The organism is Ruegeria sp. AN6, assembly GCF_056540425.1.
In genome coordinates this window covers 469794-487430 of the sequence record NZ_JBQFWR010000001.1, presented here as the reverse complement: position 1 = coordinate 487430, position 17637 = coordinate 469794, and the positions used below count along the sequence as shown (strand labels likewise).

The window sequence follows — 17637 nt, the reverse complement described above, 5'->3', positions numbered from 1 at the left end:
CACTCATTTGACAGGACAAACGCCATGGATCTTTCCATCGTCATTGTGAATTGGAACACCGAAAACCTGCTACGCGATTGCCTGCAGTCGGTGTATTCGGGTCTCGGCTCGTTGCACACAGAAGTGTTGGTCGTCGACAATGCTTCTTCGGATGGGTCTTGCGACATGGTTCGGGCTGAGTTCCCGGCGGTCCGGCTATTCGAAAGCGGCGAAAATCTGGGTTTTGCAGGCGGGAACAACGTGGCGCTCAAGCAGGTCTTAGGGCGCTACATCTTGCTTTTGAACACGGATACGATTGTTCATGGGACGGTGCTGCAGGACGCAGTCACCTGGCTTGACGCCCATCCCACAGTCGGCGTCATGGGACCTCGTCTGTTGAACACCGACGGATCCGTTCAGCCCTCTTGCAGTGCCTTTCCAAGCCTAGGTCATCTAGCAATGCAAACCATGGGCCTCACGCGCTTTTCGAAGTGGGACGCATATCGCATGATCGGATGGGACAGAACGACCGAACGCAATGTCGACGTGATCTCGGGGGCTGCGATGTTCGTCCGAACTGCGGCGATGCGACAAGTCGGATTGTTGGATGAAGCGTTTTTCTTTTATGGGGAGGAGACCGACTGGTGCCGGCGCTTCGCACAAGCGGAATGGGAATTGGTTTTTGCGCCGATCCCGGAGGTCACGCACTTCGGAAACGGCTCAGCAGGCAAGTTGAATCATCGGCGCGATGTGCTGATGACGGAGGGTACGACGAGACTGCATCTGAAACACGGCGGGCTGCTCGCCGCGCTCAGCTGTTTTGCCATCCTTGCCGCTCACAACACTTCCCGAGCCATTTTTTGGTCAGTACTCAGTTTGTTGCACCGTCCCGGAGCAAAGGCGCGAGCGCAACATTTTGGTAAAGTGACCCTGGACATGCCAAAGGCATGGCCGTCGAAACACAGGGCGGCGAAAGCATGAAGGCTCTGTTGATCGCACCCAACATTGACGCAACGGATGTGGGCGAAGCCTATGTGGCATTCAAATGGGCGAACGCGTTGGCTGACCTGGTGGATCTGACCGTTCTGTCCTTCCAGCGGCCCGGCCGCGGTTGCTTGTCGAAACAATTGCCCAGTGCCCGCGTTGTGACGTGGCTTGAGCCGGCGTGGGCGCGAAGAAACGAACGCCTGAATGCTATGCTCAAGCCAGCATGGCCGGTCTTTGCAAGTCATGTTCGGCGGTGGGTCAAAGCCGCAAACAAACGCGGCAAAATCTTCGATATTGCGCACCAACTGATGCCACAGGCGGCGCGCTACGCATCGCCACTTCGCCATTTCGATACGCCCTATATCATCGGACCACTGGGCGGAGCGCTGGATACGCCTGATGAATTTCGTGAAGAGGCAGGCAATGCACCGCTGTTTACGCGCCTGCGCGCTTTGGACCAGTATCGTTTCCGGAACGACCCATGGCTGCGCAATTCCTATTCTGAAGCTGCATGTGTTCTCGGGGTCGCCCCTTATGTGCGCGACATACTGGCTGATGTGCAGTTGCGCAGGTTTGAGCCGGTCCTTGAATTGGGGATCGACGAGGTGGAACCTCGGCGGGGACGTGCGACTGACGCCGGCCAGCTAAAGGTGCTGCACGTCGGGCGCGGTGTTCGCACCAAGGGCCTCAGGGACACGGTGCGCGCGATGGCACAGCTGCGTGATCTGCCCGGTGTAACACTGACCAGCGCGGGTGCCGGTGAAGAAATTGAAACGTGCCGCATGGAGGCTGAGCGGCTGGGTGTCGGTGACCGCGTTACCATCCTCGGCGGAATCCCGCGCGAGCAGGTCGAGGGGCTCTACGCGTCTCATGACACCTTTTGTTTCCCGTCGTTTCGGGAACCTGCAGGTGGCGTGCTTTACGAAGCAATGCGTCATGGCCTTCCGATTATCACGGCAGATCGCGGTGGCCCTGCATGGATTATCGACGAAGCATCCGGGTTCAAAGTACCGGTTGCTGAACCTGCGGATTTTGCCGATCAAATCGCGGTGACGCTCAGAAAATTTGCCAACGATCCGGTACTGCGGCTTCGCCTTGGCGAGGGCGCGAGGGCAAAAGTCGAACGAGAAGGACTGTGGCCCGTCAAGGCGGCACATCTGGTGTCTCTCTACGAGGATATCGTCGCTGACCAAAGGTCTGCGCCAACGCTACCAAAGGATAGTGTGACCACTGCCAACTTGCTCGCCGACACGACTTTTACGCATTAACATCAGTGACTTAATTCAAGTTATCTATCTGCAAGAAGTCAAACGAAGCAGATGGAGATCAATAAATGCTTGGATCAGATAACAGACGACCCGTTGTACTCGCGGTTTCTTCCGGTGGTGGTCACTGGGTCCAGATGCGGCGTTTGGCACCGGCGTTCTCCGGAGCGGATGTGCACTACGCGACAACTGACCCATCTGCTGCGGATCAGATCGGCAAGTCACAGTTGCACGTGTATCCGGACGCAAACAAAGACACAGCGTTCCGTCTCTTCCTCTGCGTTATCCGGCTGGCGTGGATCGTGCTCCGCCTGCGTCCACAGGTTGTTGTTTCTACAGGCGCGGCAGGCGGGTTTCTCGCCATCAAGCTGGCGCGCCTGATCGGCGCCCGCACGATGTTCATAGACTCAATTGCGAATGCTCGGGAACTATCCATCTCCGCCCGTCTGTCGCTGGGTGTTGCGGACCGTGTGCTTTCGCAATGGCCAGATGTCGCCGCTCTGACCGACGCCGAATATCGCGGCGCAGTCATCTGACAACCCAACTATTCTGAGGATACAGTCATGATTTTTGCTACTGTGGGCACACAGCTGCCTTTCGATCGCTTGCTGCTTGGGCTGAACAGCTGGGCCATGCGGAACCCTGATGTACCCGTTTTCGCACAGGCCGGTACGAGTACGCGTGATTTTTCTCACATCAAAACAGTTTCTCACCTAAGTCAGTCGGACTTCCAGGCTCACTTTGAAGCCGCTCATCTGGTCGTGGCGCACGCGGGAATGGGATCCATTCTGTCAGCAGCTGAATTGGGCAAGCCAATCATTCTGATGCCACGACGCGCAAAATTTCGGGAACACAGAAACGACCATCAACAGGACACGGCCAACAAGATGGCGCGTCTTTCGAACGTTACGGTCGTACAGGACGGTGAGGCGCTGCATGAAGCGCTGGATTACGCACTTTCCCGGGGTTTTGAGATTGCGCCGCAGACCGCCGTCGCGCAGGCCAGCGATTTCGATCCATTGATCGAAGCTGTACGGGACTTTGTCTGGTCGGAGTTTGACACAGCAGCGAAGCCACGCAGCGATTTCAGGGAAAAAGCGGCATGACGCGGGCGACGATCCTTATCCCGGCGCACAACGAAGCAGCAGTGATTGGCAGAACCTTGCTGCACCTTTCCAGTGGTTTGCTGCGTGGCGAGTTCAAAATCGTCGTGATTGCAAACGGCTGTTCCGATGCGACGGCCGTGAAAGCGCGCTCGGTTCTGTCGCATGGGATCGTCATTGAGACAGCAACTCCAGGCAAATGCAACGCGCTCAACCTTGGTCTCGACGAAGCGGAAAAAGACCGGCCGGTTATCTGCCTCGATGCTGATGTAGACGTGACATTGGAAACACTGCTTGCCCTCATCGAGCCATTAGAAAAAGGCGCTGCCCTTGCCGCTTGCGGGCGCATGGATGTTCGTACCTGCGACGCGCACCCCTTAGTGCGCGCCTACTACAATGGTTGGAAGAACAATCCATACTTCGACCGCGGAAAGTTTGGGGGCCTCTTTGCGGTTTCGCCGAAGGGCGCGGCTCGGGTGTTTCCACTTCCTCAAATAACTGCAGACGATGAATTTGTGCGGCGCAGCTTTGCTCCGCATGAAATCACTTACGTCAAACGATGCCGTTTTACCGCTCGAGCACCTAAGACGCTTGGAAGTCTGGCGCGCGTTCGTCGTCGCAGTCTGCGCGGCGCGAGAGAAGTCTCCGAACTCGGCTTTCCAAGCCCTGAACGGGGCAGCATTGGCGTCGTTTTGTGGCGCTCAATCTGTAACCCGAGGAATTTGCATTCCGTCTTCGTCTACCTCGCAGTCAACGCCTGGGCCCGGATGGTCCTTGCATGCCGGACGACAGAAGGAAACACCCATTGGGAACGCGATTTGACAACGCGGATTGGAGGATAGCGCCATGGTTGCCGCAGCTTCACCCGTTGTCGATGAGAGGCAGGAAATTCACTTGCCTCCTGTTGTTGAGACGCCTCAACCCAACCCAATTGCAGCACTCGCTCGGGCCATGCGGGGGCGTTGGAAAGCAGTTGTTGTCAGCGCGGCACTGCTTGGTCCGGCGATGTCTGCGGCGGGGTACTTCGCGGGCGTGCAACTCTATGAATCGCAAGCCATTCTTCGCGTATACCCGCAAGAGTCGAATATTCTTTATGCGACCGGGAATGACTCGGTCTTGAAAACATTCGACAGTTTCGTGAAGGCCGAAACAACCTATGTCGCCTCGGAACCTGTAATGGCGCGCTCGGTCGAGGCCTTGGCTCTTTCCCGACCAGACCTTGCCAATGAAATCAAAACCTCTGATCTCGCTGGATCTGTCGAAATCAAACGTTCTGACAGCCTGATCGTTTTGAAAACGCGGAGCAAGGATCGACATTTTGCGAGAGAAAAACTGGAAGCAGTGATAGCTTCCTACCTCGCATTGAAATCAGAGGCCGAAGAAAAACGATCGGCCGTCAGACTTTCTGAGTTACACGACAGAGAAGCGGAAATCTCGCAAAGGCTTTCTGCTCTCCGTACAGATCAGCTTGAAGTCGGTGGCGAGTTTGGCCTGAATGCTCTTGCCAAAGCGCACATCGAAAAAATCGCACAGATCGACGGCTTGACCGCTCGAAAGTCCGAGGTTGCTGCTACAATTGCGGCGCTGGAAGCTGAGAGCAGTGCGCCTTCTGCGGACACCTCAGACCAGGAGATAATGCGCGCGACACTGCTTGATCGAGCGATGGCCGATCTCAGTTTTGAGCGCGCCAAACTTATGAGCGAGTTGGCTGCATTGCGTGCCGGTTTCCTGCACCCAACCAACGTACAATTCAGACAGCAAGAACAAGCTAAGCTTGATCAGATAGCCGTCATCGAACAAGCCGCAGCGGATCGTCGAGAACAAATCCGTGTGTTGGGGCAAACCGGTGCACTGACGGATGTCGCGGCAACCGACTCTCAAACGACTGTCGTCGAGCTCAGATCTCTGTTTGAGAAAGTATCCTCGCAACTCGCAACCGCGAGACAGGAAGCAAGAGATCTGAACCGCCGCCGGATTGAACTTGACGGTATTGAGAACGAAATAGAAGAGGCCGAGCGCTTGCTGGAGGAAACACGGCATGCTCTTGAAGTCATTAGACTAGAATCCGGTCGCGCCCTCCCCGGGTACACGGTTGTCATGTCACCGCCGTCACAATCGGTTGATCCAGCTGAAGACAGCAAGAAAATGTTCATGGCGGCAGGAATGGTTGGGGGAATTGGTTTTGCCGGAACGCTCATACTTGCTTTGGCCTTGTTCGAACGCAGAGTGCGGTTTGCAGAAGCATTAGCGCCCTTCGAAAATCGTATCCCGGTGCATCAGGTTTCCGATGCCGACGAAGCAGACCCACATGCTGCAGATCTGCTGCGCAACGAACTGCAGCTGCAAAGCTTTCGCAAACCACGCCTCGTCGGAAAGGCCCCGGTAATCGCTGTAACAAGAGCGTGTAATGGAGAAACAACAGACCTTGCTCGATCGCTTGCCGAGAGTTTTGCACGAGCGCGTATGAAAACGCTCTTTGTCGATGCTGACCTGGGAAATCTCGATGAGGAGGTATCCGCCACCGGCTGGCAAGATGTGCTTTTGGGGCAAGCAACTGAGCCGCGCGCCAACGCCCAAACTGCTGGGCTATGGGAGCTGGCCGAAGGAATACCAGGGACACTCGAAGATCGAATGGTGTCCGCGCCCATGGTCAGGGCCGCGATTGAACAAGCCTCGGACTCCTTCGACGTCGTCGTTGTCTCTGCCGGGAGCCTGAAAGACCGTCTCTCTGCACAGCTCATCCTGTCAAACTCGGATGTCGGTGTACTCGCAATGGCACCTTCGGACGTGCGCGCAGATGTTTTCGCCCAAATAGACCGCCTTGATGAACTTCCGCGCAATGGCAGCGTGGCCGTGATGCGTAACGCGCTGCGTGGAGACCCCTGGGTCGCAGTCCGCACCTGAAATTCTTGAGAACTGGAGAATTAAAATGACGATGATCAGCATCGAACCGAATTTGCCGCGCAAAAAAACGCCCTCAATCGGAGCGAAACGCGTTCTTGATGTTTCATTGACGGCATTGGGTCTCCTCGCCATTTGGCCTGTCCTTTTGGTGATCTCCATAGCCGTGGCCAGCACTTCGCCCGGGCCAGTGTTCTTCGTGCAAACCCGGGTGGGTCGCGACGGTCGCACTTTCCGTATGTTGAAGTTTCGGTCGATGTACCAGGATGCGGAGAACCGCCGCAGAGATATTGAAGACATGAGCGACCGCGACGGGATTTGTCTCAAAGTCAAATGCGATCCTCGCATCACGCCTGTCGGCCGTTTTATCAGGCGCTGGTCTTTGGACGAGCTTCCACAGCTGTTCAACGTCTTAAGCGGAGATATGTCACTGGTCGGACCTCGCCCTGCACTGGTCGACGAGGTGGCCGCCTACCCGAACCATGCGCTCGGAAGGCATGAAGTTCTGCCAGGCATTACTGGCTTATGGCAGGTATCTGGCCGAGCGGACATTGGCTTCGAAGAAATGATTGCGCTTGATCTCGATTATGTTCGCCAAAGCTCCCTTGGTACGGACGTCCGGATTCTTTTTCGAACATTTTACGCTGTCATTGGAGGCAAAGGTGCGTATTAGCGCAAGGCTGCGAAGGCGTGGCCCGTTTACATAAGAACGAGACAGAACCAAGGTTCGATGCCGTGCCAACTAACGATTTAAGTATTTGCACCGTGACGAATTGCAGTTCTGTCGGCCCACCGTGAATGAACGTCTTCTTTCGCATTTTCGGCGTGGAAAAAAGTTTTGGCGTTGGCATTGCTGCATGAGCGAGCAAGAGCGAAAGAGCACTTCGGCTTTGGGCTCGTTACCGCCATTCGCTGCTCTGCGCCTTAACAGCCGCTTTTGTCCGTTTAGCCGACCTCTTCGTCAGTATCATCGATCCCCAGAAATGCAGTAAACTGCCCGGGATAGTAGTGATTGAGGGTGGCACCCATCTTAAGCAATATGAGTTGTTGCTCATGGGACAGGCTGTCATCGAAGTTCTTGAAGTTTGGATTGTCCAACACCCATTCGTGCAGAAATCGCTCGTATTGGTGCCTGAGCTCGGCAAGTTCGGCATCCTTCTCTTCAAACAACCCCATCAAATAGCGTTGCTGCGAGACCCTTCCCTTCATCGCGCTCTCAAATATCTTGTTCAAAAGCGCTGAACGGCGATCCAGCTTCACCGGCTCACCGCCGATCATCAATTCGATTTGTGTGTTGGCAAAGTGCTTCACATCAGACGGGTAGTAGTTCTTGAACCTCTTTTTGCGCGGTCGCCCTTTCGGATTTGGGCAATGACCCTTGCGCCAACGGCCGCGGGCATCCCGGCTCTGGTCTGTCGGTTTCGAGCCCACATCAGGCGCGTTTTCATCTTCTTTGCGCATCAATCTACCTTTCATTTGATGGTTGGATGTCAGCAGGCTGGCTCGGCGTCCGTCGCGGACGGTGCTTGCACCTCGGCCTCGTGTTCGGAAGCCTTTGTTGCAAATCGCGTGCCCGTTTCAGCGCACCGCGCATGCTTGCCAGTCAGATTTTGCCATCGACGGATGATCGTGTCGCAATACGCCAGATCAAGTTCCAAGAGCCGTGCTCGCCGGCCGGTTTTTTCTGCCGCGATCAGGGTTGTGCCTGACCCGCCAAAGGGATCAAGCACAATCTGCCGCTGCTTGGAGCAATCCTTGATGGCGTCCGCGACCAGCGCGACAGGCTTGACGGTCGGATGCATGGCCAGGGCCGCGTCGCGGTCTTCGCCGAAGCTGTTAACGCCTGGGTACTCCCAGACATTGGTTCGGTAGCGCCCGGTTTGGCCAAGCTCAAATGTATTGATGTGCGGCGCTGTCCCGCTCTTGAAGACAAAGACCAACTCGTGTCGCGACCGATAGAATGTACCCATGCCGCCGTTTGACTTGGCCCAGACACAGAGATTTTTGAGCTCGTCATAAACACTATCCCCGGCCGCCAGGGTCTCGCCCATGTGGCGCCAATCCATGCAGATAAAATGGATCGAACCATCACCTGAATGGGCCGCCATGTGCCCAAAGACAGTGGCCAGGAAGGTCTGGAAGGCCTCCGACGACATCTCGCCCGACGCCATCGGAAACTCGCGATGCTGTGCCTTTCCGAGGCCAGACACATGCCCGGCAATGGGAACGTTGTAAGGCGGATCGGTAAAGATCAGGGAGGCGACATCGTCGCCGAGAAGCCGTTCATAGGAGGCAGGGCACGTTGCATCGGCGCAGAGCAGACGATGTGATCCAAGTTCCCAGAGATCGCCGACACGGCTGATGACGGCAGCGTCGTCGGGCACCTGCGGGATTTCGTCTTCGCGGCCGGGGTCAGTTGCCTGACCGGTCGCCTGCTCCTCGAGGATAAGATCCACCTCAGCGAGATCGAAGCCCGTCAACTCAACGGAGAAGTCAACGTCGATAAGCCCCTGAAGTTCGATCGCGAGGATTTCCCGGTCCCAACCCGCCTCCTCTGCAAGACGATTGTCCGCCAGAATGTAGGCACGCTTTTCAGCATCGCTCAGATGCTCGACGCGCAGTGTGGGAACCTCTGTCCAGCCAAGAGACTTGGCGGCTTCAACGCGGCCGTGACCAGCGATGATCCCATTGTCTCCATCCACAAGCACCGGGTTTACAAAACCAAAGCGTTCGATCGATGCCGCGATCTTGCGGACTTGTCGCTTTGAATGAGTCCGCGCCCGCCGATCATGCGGCTTCAGGCGCGCGATTGGTAGTGTCGCTGTTCCCTTCAGAGCTCTGATGGGACCGTCTGGATCGATCGTCTCAAGTCTAACAGTTCTCATTATTTAACCTCACTAAGGGTTGATTTAGGCGATGCTTTGGGACGGGAATGGATCATCTCTCACGCCTTAAGCCTTGGGTCGTCCGCGCCGGATGCTTGGGGCTTGTTCAAGGGAATTGACAACTGCCTGGGCCGTGGCAGTCAGCTCTAGGACGGTAACGACCCGGCGGCGATTGGGCATCGCGTCGCTCAGAACCTCACTCAGCGCTTCGATCCCGCCGCAGAAGTCCGGCTCAAGGAACAGCGGCGTCTTTTGCGCACGGGCCCTGCCCTGCGGCACGATCTCCCGCAGCTCGATCTTGCTCAAAACGACAAACTGGCGGGCATCCAGGTATCTCTTTCGGTTCTCGCCGTATGTCGGGAGAGAGGGGTCGACCTCGGGTTTATACCTTTGGCGGGCGTTAAGCGACGGGCGTTCAACAAGCTCTGGCATGCGCGCCTCCAGCTCGGGCCGAAGGTATCGCATCAGAAACACGATCTCTGATTGCTTGAACCCGGCATCGAGCAGGTCCAGTCCAATCGCCAAACAGAACACGTCGATCGCGGTATAGGCGGCTTCCGCGCCACTCTCTTCCGGCGGCGCCACAAAGGACCATCGCACAGGCGGTGGCGCAGAGGCCTCAGAAAAGTCGTGTTCGCGATCCACATCAAGAAGGCGCTTCACCCGGGTCCGGAAGACCTTTGGGACGTCATCAGACGCACCGCTCCCAACCGTGAAACTCTTCCACAGTGCCCACTCGGCTTGTCCGCGACCATAGGTTTGGTTTGACATTGGTGCACCCAATTCAGCTTGACTTAGGGTCGAATTAATACTCGCGCCTCGATAAGTCAACCCCATTTGGGGTCATATTATGGGTTGCCGCTGAATCAACCGCGTGCACCGACCCTGATTTGATCCTGATTTCCAAGCCCCCTACCCTGTAGATCACGTGTTTTGCTCGTGTTTCTGGCGTGTTTTTCAAAGCGACCTGAATTCGACTAACTCGCGGAAACCTTGGGACAATATCGGAGAACTACGACAATAGAGCTGATACAAAACACGCAAAACTGTGAAAAACAGGTAAATCAGGCCAACAACCGCGAAAATGCCTAGTCTTGCCGCCGGTCTTCGCAGAGACCGGTTCGCTCCAGACTGCGTCCACCGCCACTTTGCTAAGACTAGTACATGCCTTTGTCAGCGGCGCGAAGCGTCACTCGCTATTGGTGTACTATCCGTTAGACAACAAATGGGTCAGTAACCAGATATCTCAAAATAGTTTTAGAGTTTAAGCAAACATGTCTGCATAAGTCCGCGCCGCACAAAAATACAAAGACTGGGATGGGCTCGTAGCAGCCTCGGAACTCCTGAAGCATAGAACCCTGTCTCGTATTCCACGATCTATCCCCTGCCCATGAGAGGCATTCAGCGTGGTGCTTTTATTCTGCTGTGGTAGCCCCCGTTATCGCCATTCGCTACAAGTATAAAATGTAGCGCTGCGCGAACTAGCAGAGCGCGGGGTGAAACGGACCATACTTGGTGCTATCACCGCCTTTACCTTCGCGAATAGTATTACACTGGCCTTGGCTTCATTGAATTTGATCCATGTCCCTTCCCCACCTGTGGAAGCTGTCATCGTTTTGTCAATCGTCATTCTTGCGGTTGAAATTGCAAAAATGCGATAGCGAGCACTTGCGTATGTCAGAGAGATGGCCGTGGATTGTCTCATTTTCTTGTGGCCTTCTACACGGCCTGGGTTCTGCCAGTGCTCTGAATGAAATCGGGTTACCAGAGGGAGACAAATTTGTTGCTCGTTTGGGGTTCAACCTTGGTGTAGAAATCGGTCAAATCATGTCTGTTGCCGGGATCCTTTCACTGGCGAGTTGATCACGAAGCTTTCTCCGGCATTCGAACGGATCAAAGCAGAGAAATGGCAATTTCTAAACACGGTGACCATTTATCTGATAGGCTCAGTTTTGGCGGGTTGAACGTGTTGAGGGATTTTGGGGGTAGAACGGTTTCTTATGTCGAGTGCGGAGAAGCAAATCAATTGGATGCCACATCTTCGGCTGTTGATGGCCATTCTCTGTCTGTTTTTCTGTGTCGTGGCTTGGCCCCGGTCGCTCCACGCATGTTCGGTTTGCATCGAACTACCGGAAGCTTCTGTTGCGGACCATATTCTTTCGGCAGATTTCATCGTCCTCGCGCGACCTCAGCCAGACAATCCTTTCAAGTTCGCACCAATACAAGTGTGGAAAGAAAATGATCGGAAAATTGGTAGACTACCTGAGATCCCGTTCCTGATCGACAGCGTGACAAGGCGCGCGCTGCAATCCGATCCCGACAAGACTGTGCTATTCACCTACGGCTCTATTGACCGGGATAGCGCTGGCCGCGCTATATCCCGGCGTTGGACACGAATTTTTCTGATGACGCCTGAAAGAGCCGAATTTGTAAATCGCTTGCGAAAGGCCGCAGCGTTCTGGCCTTCCACGAAATCCGTTAAACAGGAACGAACAGCCTTTTTGGCCAACTACCTGTCACACCCAGACCCGGTCTTGCGCAACGTCGCATTGATCGAGATACATCGGGCACCGTATCAACTCGTGCACCCCCTGAAAACCTCTGTTGAGACAAGCCAGCTATTGGAAGAATTCGGCAGAATTGATCGCGTCAGTTACGTACCGGTTTCCATCCGGCTACTGGGCCTACAGACTGACGCAACGGCCGCTGCTGTTGTTAGGTTCAATTTTGCGGAGATATTGCGATCAAAAAGATCAAATGTATATGAATGGGCACTTGCCGGGATCGAAGTCGATGGCATGAAAGCAATCCGCACAATCGGAGAGGCGCTCGGGCAATCCCATGTGCACCATGCAAGCATCAAGGAACTTGTTCGGGCATTGGCTGATGGCGGCACCGTTCATCCGGAATATAGACCATACATCATTGGTTTGTATTCTGAGGCCTTGGCTAATAACGCGTCTTTGGCTGCCCGCGTCGCAACGACCATGCAAAACTGGCATTCAAAGGCATTAAACCATCAATTCGAAAGCCTTCTCCAAGGCGACGAAATTGATCCAGCAACGCGATTTGTTCTCGCAGCGATTGTGGATGCAAAATTCAAGGATTGATCGGAACTAAAATTGGTTTCTTGCCGAATTCTCACGCTCTGACTGTAGATCAATCAATGTCCTAACTTTATCGAATGTTTGATCTGTGTTCAGTAATGTGCCTCGCGGAAACGCGGCGAATTCCGCACTCTGCCCACGCTCACAAGTACCGAAAACGGTCCTAAGGTGACATCCAACAGCCAGCTGAGATGCTGTGGTGGTATTCTGCTTTCTAGACATTCGCCGCCGGTGCAGAACATCCCCCACAGTGAATTCAACCAGCGAACAATTTCCCGAACCGGAAACACCCGCAAGTACCGAGATATTATTGCTTAGATACTGATGTCTACGCCTTCAAAGGTGTTCTGGCGCACCGCACGGATGTACTTCATCTTAAATCGCCTCGTCCATTCCAGCTGCTTGAAACAGAATCCAGTCAACGCCGCGCAGAAAGTCGTCGATTGTGAGCGGATTGTTTTCTCCGCTGGAGGCGGAGAGCACAAAGCCATGCGCATAGTCGATCAGAAGGTGAACAAGGACATCTCCGCCATCGCTGTTCTTCAGTTGGTCTGTGCAGGCCTTCAATTCCGCCGCAACACGGACAAGGTCCTCGCTCATGAGTGTCACGTCATTGAGGATCGCACGCAGAAGATTGGCGTTCTTCAACGCATACCGGTAGTGGGCCGCCAGTATGCTACGCGCCCGTTTGACCGGAGGACCGTCCTCAATGCCACCCAGGACTCCCTCGAATGCAAGCTCAACCAGATCGCTCAAAAGCTGCTTCTTGCTACCTGCGTGATACGTGACTGCCATCGGGGTAACGCCCAGTTGTTCAGCCAGCACACGAAATGACAGCCCTTCAACGCCGCCTTTCTGAACGATCGGCAGCGCCGTTCTGAGGATCAGTTGCTTTGAGAGCTTTTGCGACGACTTTACCGGCCGTCCGACTGAAACGACCTTCGTCACCGTTTCACCTTGTATTCAAGGTCCACCAGCCCCGAAGGGAAAGGTGTTGAGGACATCAGTTCCAGATCAATGTCCCTGTCGATGGAACCAAAAATCCGGATGCCATCACCAAGAAGGATTGGGACGATGGTAATCTTCATGTCTTCGATAAGACCCGCCTCGATAAACGATCGAATAACCGCGCCACCATCGACATAGGCCCGTTGCAATCCGCGCTTCTGCAAAGAGGCGAATAGGACATTCGGCTCAAGCGTTGAAACCTCAACCCTGCTGCGCAGCTCCATGGGAACGTCTTCGTCAGTCATAGTGCGGCTCATCACGATGCAGGGGATGGAGTATGGCCACTCCCCGAATCCCACAACCGTGCGAAACGATCCCGACCCTATGACGATTACATCCATCCGGCCCTGAAACTCTGCAAAGCCGTGATCTTCGTTATGCGTCGCTTGCTTGTTCAGCCAGTCAAGCGCGTGGTCGGGTCTTGCAACAAAACCATCGAGGCTCATGGCCATCATGATGTGCCCAGTTGTCATATCGGTGCCTCCGTAAGCCTTAAATTATACGGCGTATAAATTTCAAACCGATGATGTTCAAGCCAAACGTGGTCAGGATTGGTTGGTCACCCATTCCGAGAAGGCGGCCACGGCCTCCGTCGCAACGGTGTTATGTGGCTGAACAAGAAAGTATCCGTAGTCGGGCAGTTCAATATCGGACAACCGGAACAGCCGTTGCGCCTCCAAATCAGCCGACACGAGGTCATCCATCAAGGCGATGCCCTGCCCGTCGATGACGGCTTGCACCCGGACATTGGGGTCAGGAACGATCAATACATCCTGCCGCGATTGCTGGGGCAGATGTGCCGCGATCAGCCAATCGGACCAAGCGTTGCTGTCATCGCGATCTCTGAGCAAGATGAGTTGTGATATGGAGGCATCTATTCCCGATTCTGCAACCATTTGGGCCGCTGAGGCATTCCCAACGGGATAGGGCGACATCGGCATGAAGCGGGTTACATTGCCGTGACCGAACTCACCGTTTCCCCATCTGATCGCCAGATCAACATCCTGCATCTCGTGATCAGAGAATTCGATCATCGGTTGAATGCGCAACTGCACATCCGGGTGGCGTTGCATGAACGTCATCAGGCGAGGAGATAGCCAGCGCGCCGCGAAATAGGTGGACACGCCGACGGTCAGAGACCGTGAGATTTTCCCCTTCAATGTCAGGATACCGGATTCAATTTCTTCATACCTGGATTGGCAAGTCACCAGCAGCTTTAGCCCGTCATTCGTAAGCGTGATGCCGCGCGTCGTGCGCCGAAACAAGGCCATTCCTAAGTCAGTCTCAAGCGTCTTTATCTGATAGCTGATCGCGCCTTTGGTCATGTTCAGGGCCGTGGCAGCATCCGAGAAACTGGAATATCGGGCAATCTCAGTAAACAGCCGCAGAAGGTCATGATGATGAAAGTGACGAGGCATACCCTCGTTGTATAAGAAATTTGAACGCTGAGACCAGAAAATTTCGATTTCCAATCACGCAACATTGCCCATTCTAAATCCGATACTGAAGAGCAGGAGTAACGCGTTTGGGTTCCTTGAACGCAACAAAGGATACACCGCAACCTGCAGAGCGCCGCAGCCGATCCCGTCGCAGTCGGTCGTCGTGTCGAGGCACACTTGCGGCCAGCGCTCCGTTTGCGAAGCGAAAGATACCTGCATACGCGTTGCTGAGCGATGCGGCTTTGGCGCGGATCGAAGAACAGTCGGACTGGATTCTGGGCAAGATCGGGATCGATTTTCGAGGCGACCACGCGGCGTTAGAGATGTTTGCCGAGTCAGGTGCTCACGTCGAAGGTGAGCGTGTTCGGTTTGACCCGGGACATGCGCGCGACCTTTGCGCCACAGCACCGTCCGAGTTCAAACTGCACGGTCGGGACCCGACCAGCACCGTTACCCTCGGTGGCGACAATATTGTCCTGATGCCGGGATACGGGTCACCCTTTGTCAGCGATCTGACCAATGGTCGTCGGTACGCGACGCTCGAAGACTTCCGGAACTTTATCAAACTCACATACAGCTCCTCTGCCCTACATCATTCCGGCGGAACCGTAGTTGAGCCGACAGACATACCCGTGAACAAGCGGCATCTGGAAATGGTGTTGGCCCATCTCACCCTATCGACTAAGCCCTTTATGGGATCGGTCACCGCGCCAGACCGCGCGCAGGACAGCATCGACATGGCGCGATTGGTCTTTGGGGGCGACATCATGGAATACAACGCCGTGATGCAGGCCAATATCAACGTCAACTCTCCACTGGTTTTCGATGACACCATGTCGTCCGCGCTGCGCATCTATGCCGAAGCAAACCAATGCGTGTGTATCTCTCCGGCGATCTTTGCAGGTGCCATGGGGCCGCTTTCACCCGCAGCAGTGGTCGCGCAGACACTGGCCGAAGCCATGGTCGGTATCGCCCTGGCGCAGCTTGTCCGGCCCGGTTGCCCGGTTGTCATGGGGTCCTTTCACTCCAGCATGAACCTCCGCACGGGCGCTCTGACCTTCGGATCGGCAGAGGCGAACATGGTCACCATGGCGTTGTCGCAATTGGGGCGCAGACTTGGTGTTCCGGTGCGCTCGGGCGGCGGACAAATCACCGCGTCCAACGCCCCGGACGGACAAGCGATGCAGGACAGTACGGGGGCCATGTGGTCCACACTTCTATCCGGCGCGCATCAGGTCTGGCATGCGGCGGGATGGCTCGAAGGTGGATTGGTCATGTCCTACGAGAAGTTCATCATGGACGTAGATCACTGCGGCGCGATGCTGAAACTTTTGCAGGGTTTTGAAGTCGACGATGAAGCCTTTGGCCGCGATGCCTATCTCGAAACCGGCCCGGGTGAGAATTTCCTCTCCACCAGCCACACGCTGCGTCACTACAAATCGGCGAATTTCGAACCGCAAATCCCGGATGCCGGCCCTTTCGAGACCTGGACGGAGAAAGGCGCGCTCACGTCAGACCAACGCGCCACGGCGCGGTGGCGCCAAATGCTGGACGACTATCAACAGCCCGAAATGAACTCCTGCACAAAAGCCGCGCTTGAAGGCTTCGTGTCTGAACGCAAGGCAAGCATGCCGGACGAATGGTACTAGAAAGGAAGCCCCATGACCGAAGAGCTTAGCCGCACATCCGCCCTTGCATCGCGCCATACCGCGCTTGGCTCTGGGTTGGAGGACTGGAACGGCATGGGTACGGCTTGGACCTATAACTCCGATCCCAATGATGAGCACGATGCGGTCCGTGAACGGGCCGGTATGTTCGACATGTCCCCCCTGAAGAAAGTGTTCGTGCGCGGCCCCGAAGCCCAAGCGGTACTAGACCATCTGACCACGCGCGATCTGACCAAAGTTGGACCGGGTAAGGCTGCCTACCTCTGTGTTCTGACCGATGGAGGCGGGATCGCTGACGATGCGATCGTGTCGAACAATGGTGGCAATGAATGGATGATCGTGCACGGCTCCGGCGACACCATGGCGCTGCTGAAAGCGTCGGCGGCAGGGCGTGACGTTCAGATCGACTTTACTGACGATCTGCATGACCTTTCGGTGCAGGGCCCTGCCTCCTTGGAGATCCTGAACGCCCACACAGATATCGACTTGGCAGAGTTGGACTATTTCGAACACGCACTGGCGACGCTTTTTGGTTATCCGTGCCGCATCTCACGCACAGGCTATTCCGGCGAACGCGGTTACGAGATTTTTGCAGATGGGGTAGTGATTACGGATATCTGGGACAAGCTCGCGCAACAGGGAGTCATGCCCTGTTCCTTTACCGCTTTGGACAAGGTGCGTATCGAAGCCGGGCTGCTGTTTTACGGCTATGACATGAACGAGGAAAACACCCCATGGGAGGTTGGCTTAGGCTTTACCGTAAGCACAACCAAGGCCGACTATCGCGGAAAAGCTGCCGTCTCGGCAGCAAAGGGGGCCGAAAAAATAAGCAATGTTTGCCTGGAAATTGACCACACCAACATGGTTGTTGGCGGTGAAACGCTTTTGTGGGGTGGCAAAATTATCGGCGTGATCAACAGCCCCTGCTACTCACACCGGATGGGTAAATCCCTTGCTCTTGCGCATGTTGTTCCAGGACTGGCTGTTGGAACGACGCTCTCCGTCGCAGGCGAGGGCCTAAACACAAAGGCAAAGATCGCAAACTACCCCATCTACGATCCAACGAAGCTACGAACGCACGAATAAGGAGATCGTTGCGGGTTTCTGTAAAAACTGTTGGCGGCCCAAAGTGGACTTCAACGTTCCAAATATGATGCCGCGGTGCAGTCGTCCAAAGCCGCCTTTGGTGTGACGCGTAGCATTTCAGCACCTCGATTGACGGCAGCCAGGCTCAACGAAGACCCTAAGCCACCCTGACGGTGCCGCTGCGCAGTATATGAAGTGAGAACATTGGAT

Annotated in this window: 18 protein-coding genes; 12 read left to right on the top strand and 6 right to left on the bottom strand. The window is 55.2% G+C overall.

The annotated features are described in order from the left end of the window. Nucleotides 1–24 precede the first annotated feature (24 nt). From ACR0MQ_RS02405 to ACR0MQ_RS02375, 7 genes are all read left to right on the top strand, one after another. Entirely contained in the window at nucleotides 25–960 is a 936-nt protein-coding gene (locus ACR0MQ_RS02405) for a glycosyltransferase family 2 protein (RefSeq protein WP_480605650.1), read from the top strand. Next, nucleotides 927–2234 carry a glycosyltransferase family 4 protein gene (locus tag ACR0MQ_RS02400; RefSeq protein ID WP_480605647.1) on the top strand — a complete coding sequence of 436 codons (1308 nt, stop codon included), beginning with the start codon at nucleotides 927–929 and terminating at the stop codon, nucleotides 2232–2234. Before ACR0MQ_RS02405 ends, ACR0MQ_RS02400 begins: the two co-directional genes overlap by 34 nt. Before the next feature lie 65 nt (nucleotides 2235–2299). Beyond that, nucleotides 2300–2767 (top strand): UDP-N-acetylglucosamine--LPS N-acetylglucosamine transferase, encoded by a 468-nt coding sequence (locus ACR0MQ_RS02395; RefSeq protein WP_319545949.1) that lies wholly within the window; start codon nucleotides 2300–2302, stop codon nucleotides 2765–2767. A gap of 27 nt (nucleotides 2768–2794) precedes the next feature. Then, nucleotides 2795–3337, top strand: coding sequence for a glycosyltransferase (locus tag ACR0MQ_RS02390; RefSeq protein ID WP_319545950.1), 543 nt, complete (start codon nucleotides 2795–2797; stop codon nucleotides 3335–3337). Then, nucleotides 3334–4176 carry a glycosyltransferase gene (locus ACR0MQ_RS02385; protein ID WP_480605644.1) on the top strand — a complete coding sequence of 281 codons (843 nt, stop codon included), beginning with the start codon at nucleotides 3334–3336 and terminating at the stop codon, nucleotides 4174–4176. The genes ACR0MQ_RS02390 and ACR0MQ_RS02385 overlap by 4 nt, the downstream gene beginning before the upstream one ends. 4 nt (nucleotides 4177–4180) lie before the next feature. Next, nucleotides 4181–6238: a GumC domain-containing protein gene (locus tag ACR0MQ_RS02380; protein ID WP_480605642.1), complete on the top strand. Its 2058-nt coding sequence runs from the start codon at nucleotides 4181–4183 to the stop codon at nucleotides 6236–6238. A 25-nt stretch (nucleotides 6239–6263) separates the two neighbouring features. Continuing rightward, complete coding sequence (locus tag ACR0MQ_RS02375; RefSeq protein WP_480605639.1) at nucleotides 6264–6908, top strand: sugar transferase; 645 nt, start codon at nucleotides 6264–6266, stop codon at nucleotides 6906–6908. 272 nt (nucleotides 6909–7180) lie between these two features. Here ACR0MQ_RS02375 and ACR0MQ_RS02370 read toward each other — a convergent pair whose 3' ends face one another. From ACR0MQ_RS02370 to ACR0MQ_RS02360, 3 genes are all read right to left on the bottom strand, one after another. After that, nucleotides 7181–7696, bottom strand: coding sequence for a DUF5681 domain-containing protein (locus tag ACR0MQ_RS02370; protein WP_480605637.1), 516 nt, complete (start codon nucleotides 7694–7696; stop codon nucleotides 7181–7183). A 29-nt stretch (nucleotides 7697–7725) separates the two neighbouring features. Continuing rightward, nucleotides 7726–9120: a site-specific DNA-methyltransferase gene (locus tag ACR0MQ_RS02365; protein ID WP_480605634.1), complete on the bottom strand. Its 1395-nt coding sequence runs from the start codon at nucleotides 9118–9120 to the stop codon at nucleotides 7726–7728. 66 nt (nucleotides 9121–9186) lie between these two features. Beyond that, entirely contained in the window at nucleotides 9187–9891 is a 705-nt protein-coding gene (locus ACR0MQ_RS02360) for a hypothetical protein (RefSeq protein WP_480605631.1), read from the bottom strand. A 725-nt stretch (nucleotides 9892–10616) separates the two neighbouring features. Between ACR0MQ_RS02360 and ACR0MQ_RS02355 the strand changes: the two genes are divergently transcribed. From ACR0MQ_RS02355 to ACR0MQ_RS02345, 3 genes are all read left to right on the top strand, one after another. Further along, nucleotides 10617–10781, top strand: a complete 165-nt coding sequence (locus tag ACR0MQ_RS02355) for a HupE/UreJ family protein (RefSeq protein WP_170770847.1) — start codon at nucleotides 10617–10619, stop codon at nucleotides 10779–10781. Beyond that, complete coding sequence (locus ACR0MQ_RS02350; RefSeq protein ID WP_480605628.1) at nucleotides 10702–10983, top strand: HupE/UreJ family protein; 282 nt, start codon at nucleotides 10702–10704, stop codon at nucleotides 10981–10983. The genes ACR0MQ_RS02355 and ACR0MQ_RS02350 overlap by 80 nt, the downstream gene beginning before the upstream one ends. Before the next feature lie 542 nt (nucleotides 10984–11525). After that, nucleotides 11526–12230, top strand: coding sequence for a hypothetical protein (locus ACR0MQ_RS02345; RefSeq protein WP_480605624.1), 705 nt, complete (start codon nucleotides 11526–11528; stop codon nucleotides 12228–12230). A 372-nt stretch (nucleotides 12231–12602) separates the two neighbouring features. Here ACR0MQ_RS02345 and ACR0MQ_RS02340 read toward each other — a convergent pair whose 3' ends face one another. The 3 genes from ACR0MQ_RS02340 to ACR0MQ_RS02330 form a co-directional block, all read right to left on the bottom strand. Further along, complete coding sequence (locus ACR0MQ_RS02340; RefSeq protein WP_480605621.1) at nucleotides 12603–13175, bottom strand: TetR/AcrR family transcriptional regulator; 573 nt, start codon at nucleotides 13173–13175, stop codon at nucleotides 12603–12605. Beyond that, nucleotides 13172–13708, bottom strand: coding sequence for a dihydrofolate reductase family protein (locus ACR0MQ_RS02335; protein ID WP_480605618.1), 537 nt, complete (start codon nucleotides 13706–13708; stop codon nucleotides 13172–13174). Before ACR0MQ_RS02335 ends, ACR0MQ_RS02340 begins: the two co-directional genes overlap by 4 nt. Before the next feature lie 72 nt (nucleotides 13709–13780). Next, on the bottom strand, nucleotides 13781–14653 hold the full coding sequence (locus ACR0MQ_RS02330) for a LysR substrate-binding domain-containing protein (protein ID WP_480605614.1): 873 nt from the start codon (nucleotides 14651–14653) through the stop codon (nucleotides 13781–13783). A 107-nt stretch (nucleotides 14654–14760) separates the two neighbouring features. On the opposite strand from ACR0MQ_RS02330, the gene ACR0MQ_RS02325 reads away from it, so the two are divergent. Beyond that, a complete protein-coding gene (locus ACR0MQ_RS02325; protein ID WP_480605611.1) occupies nucleotides 14761–16323 on the top strand; it encodes a trimethylamine methyltransferase family protein in 1563 nt (520 codons plus the stop codon). 12 nt (nucleotides 16324–16335) lie between these two features. Then, a complete protein-coding gene (locus ACR0MQ_RS02320) occupies nucleotides 16336–17427 on the top strand; it encodes an aminomethyl transferase family protein (protein WP_480605609.1) in 1092 nt (363 codons plus the stop codon). The last annotated feature ends 210 nt before the right edge of the window (nucleotides 17428–17637 follow it).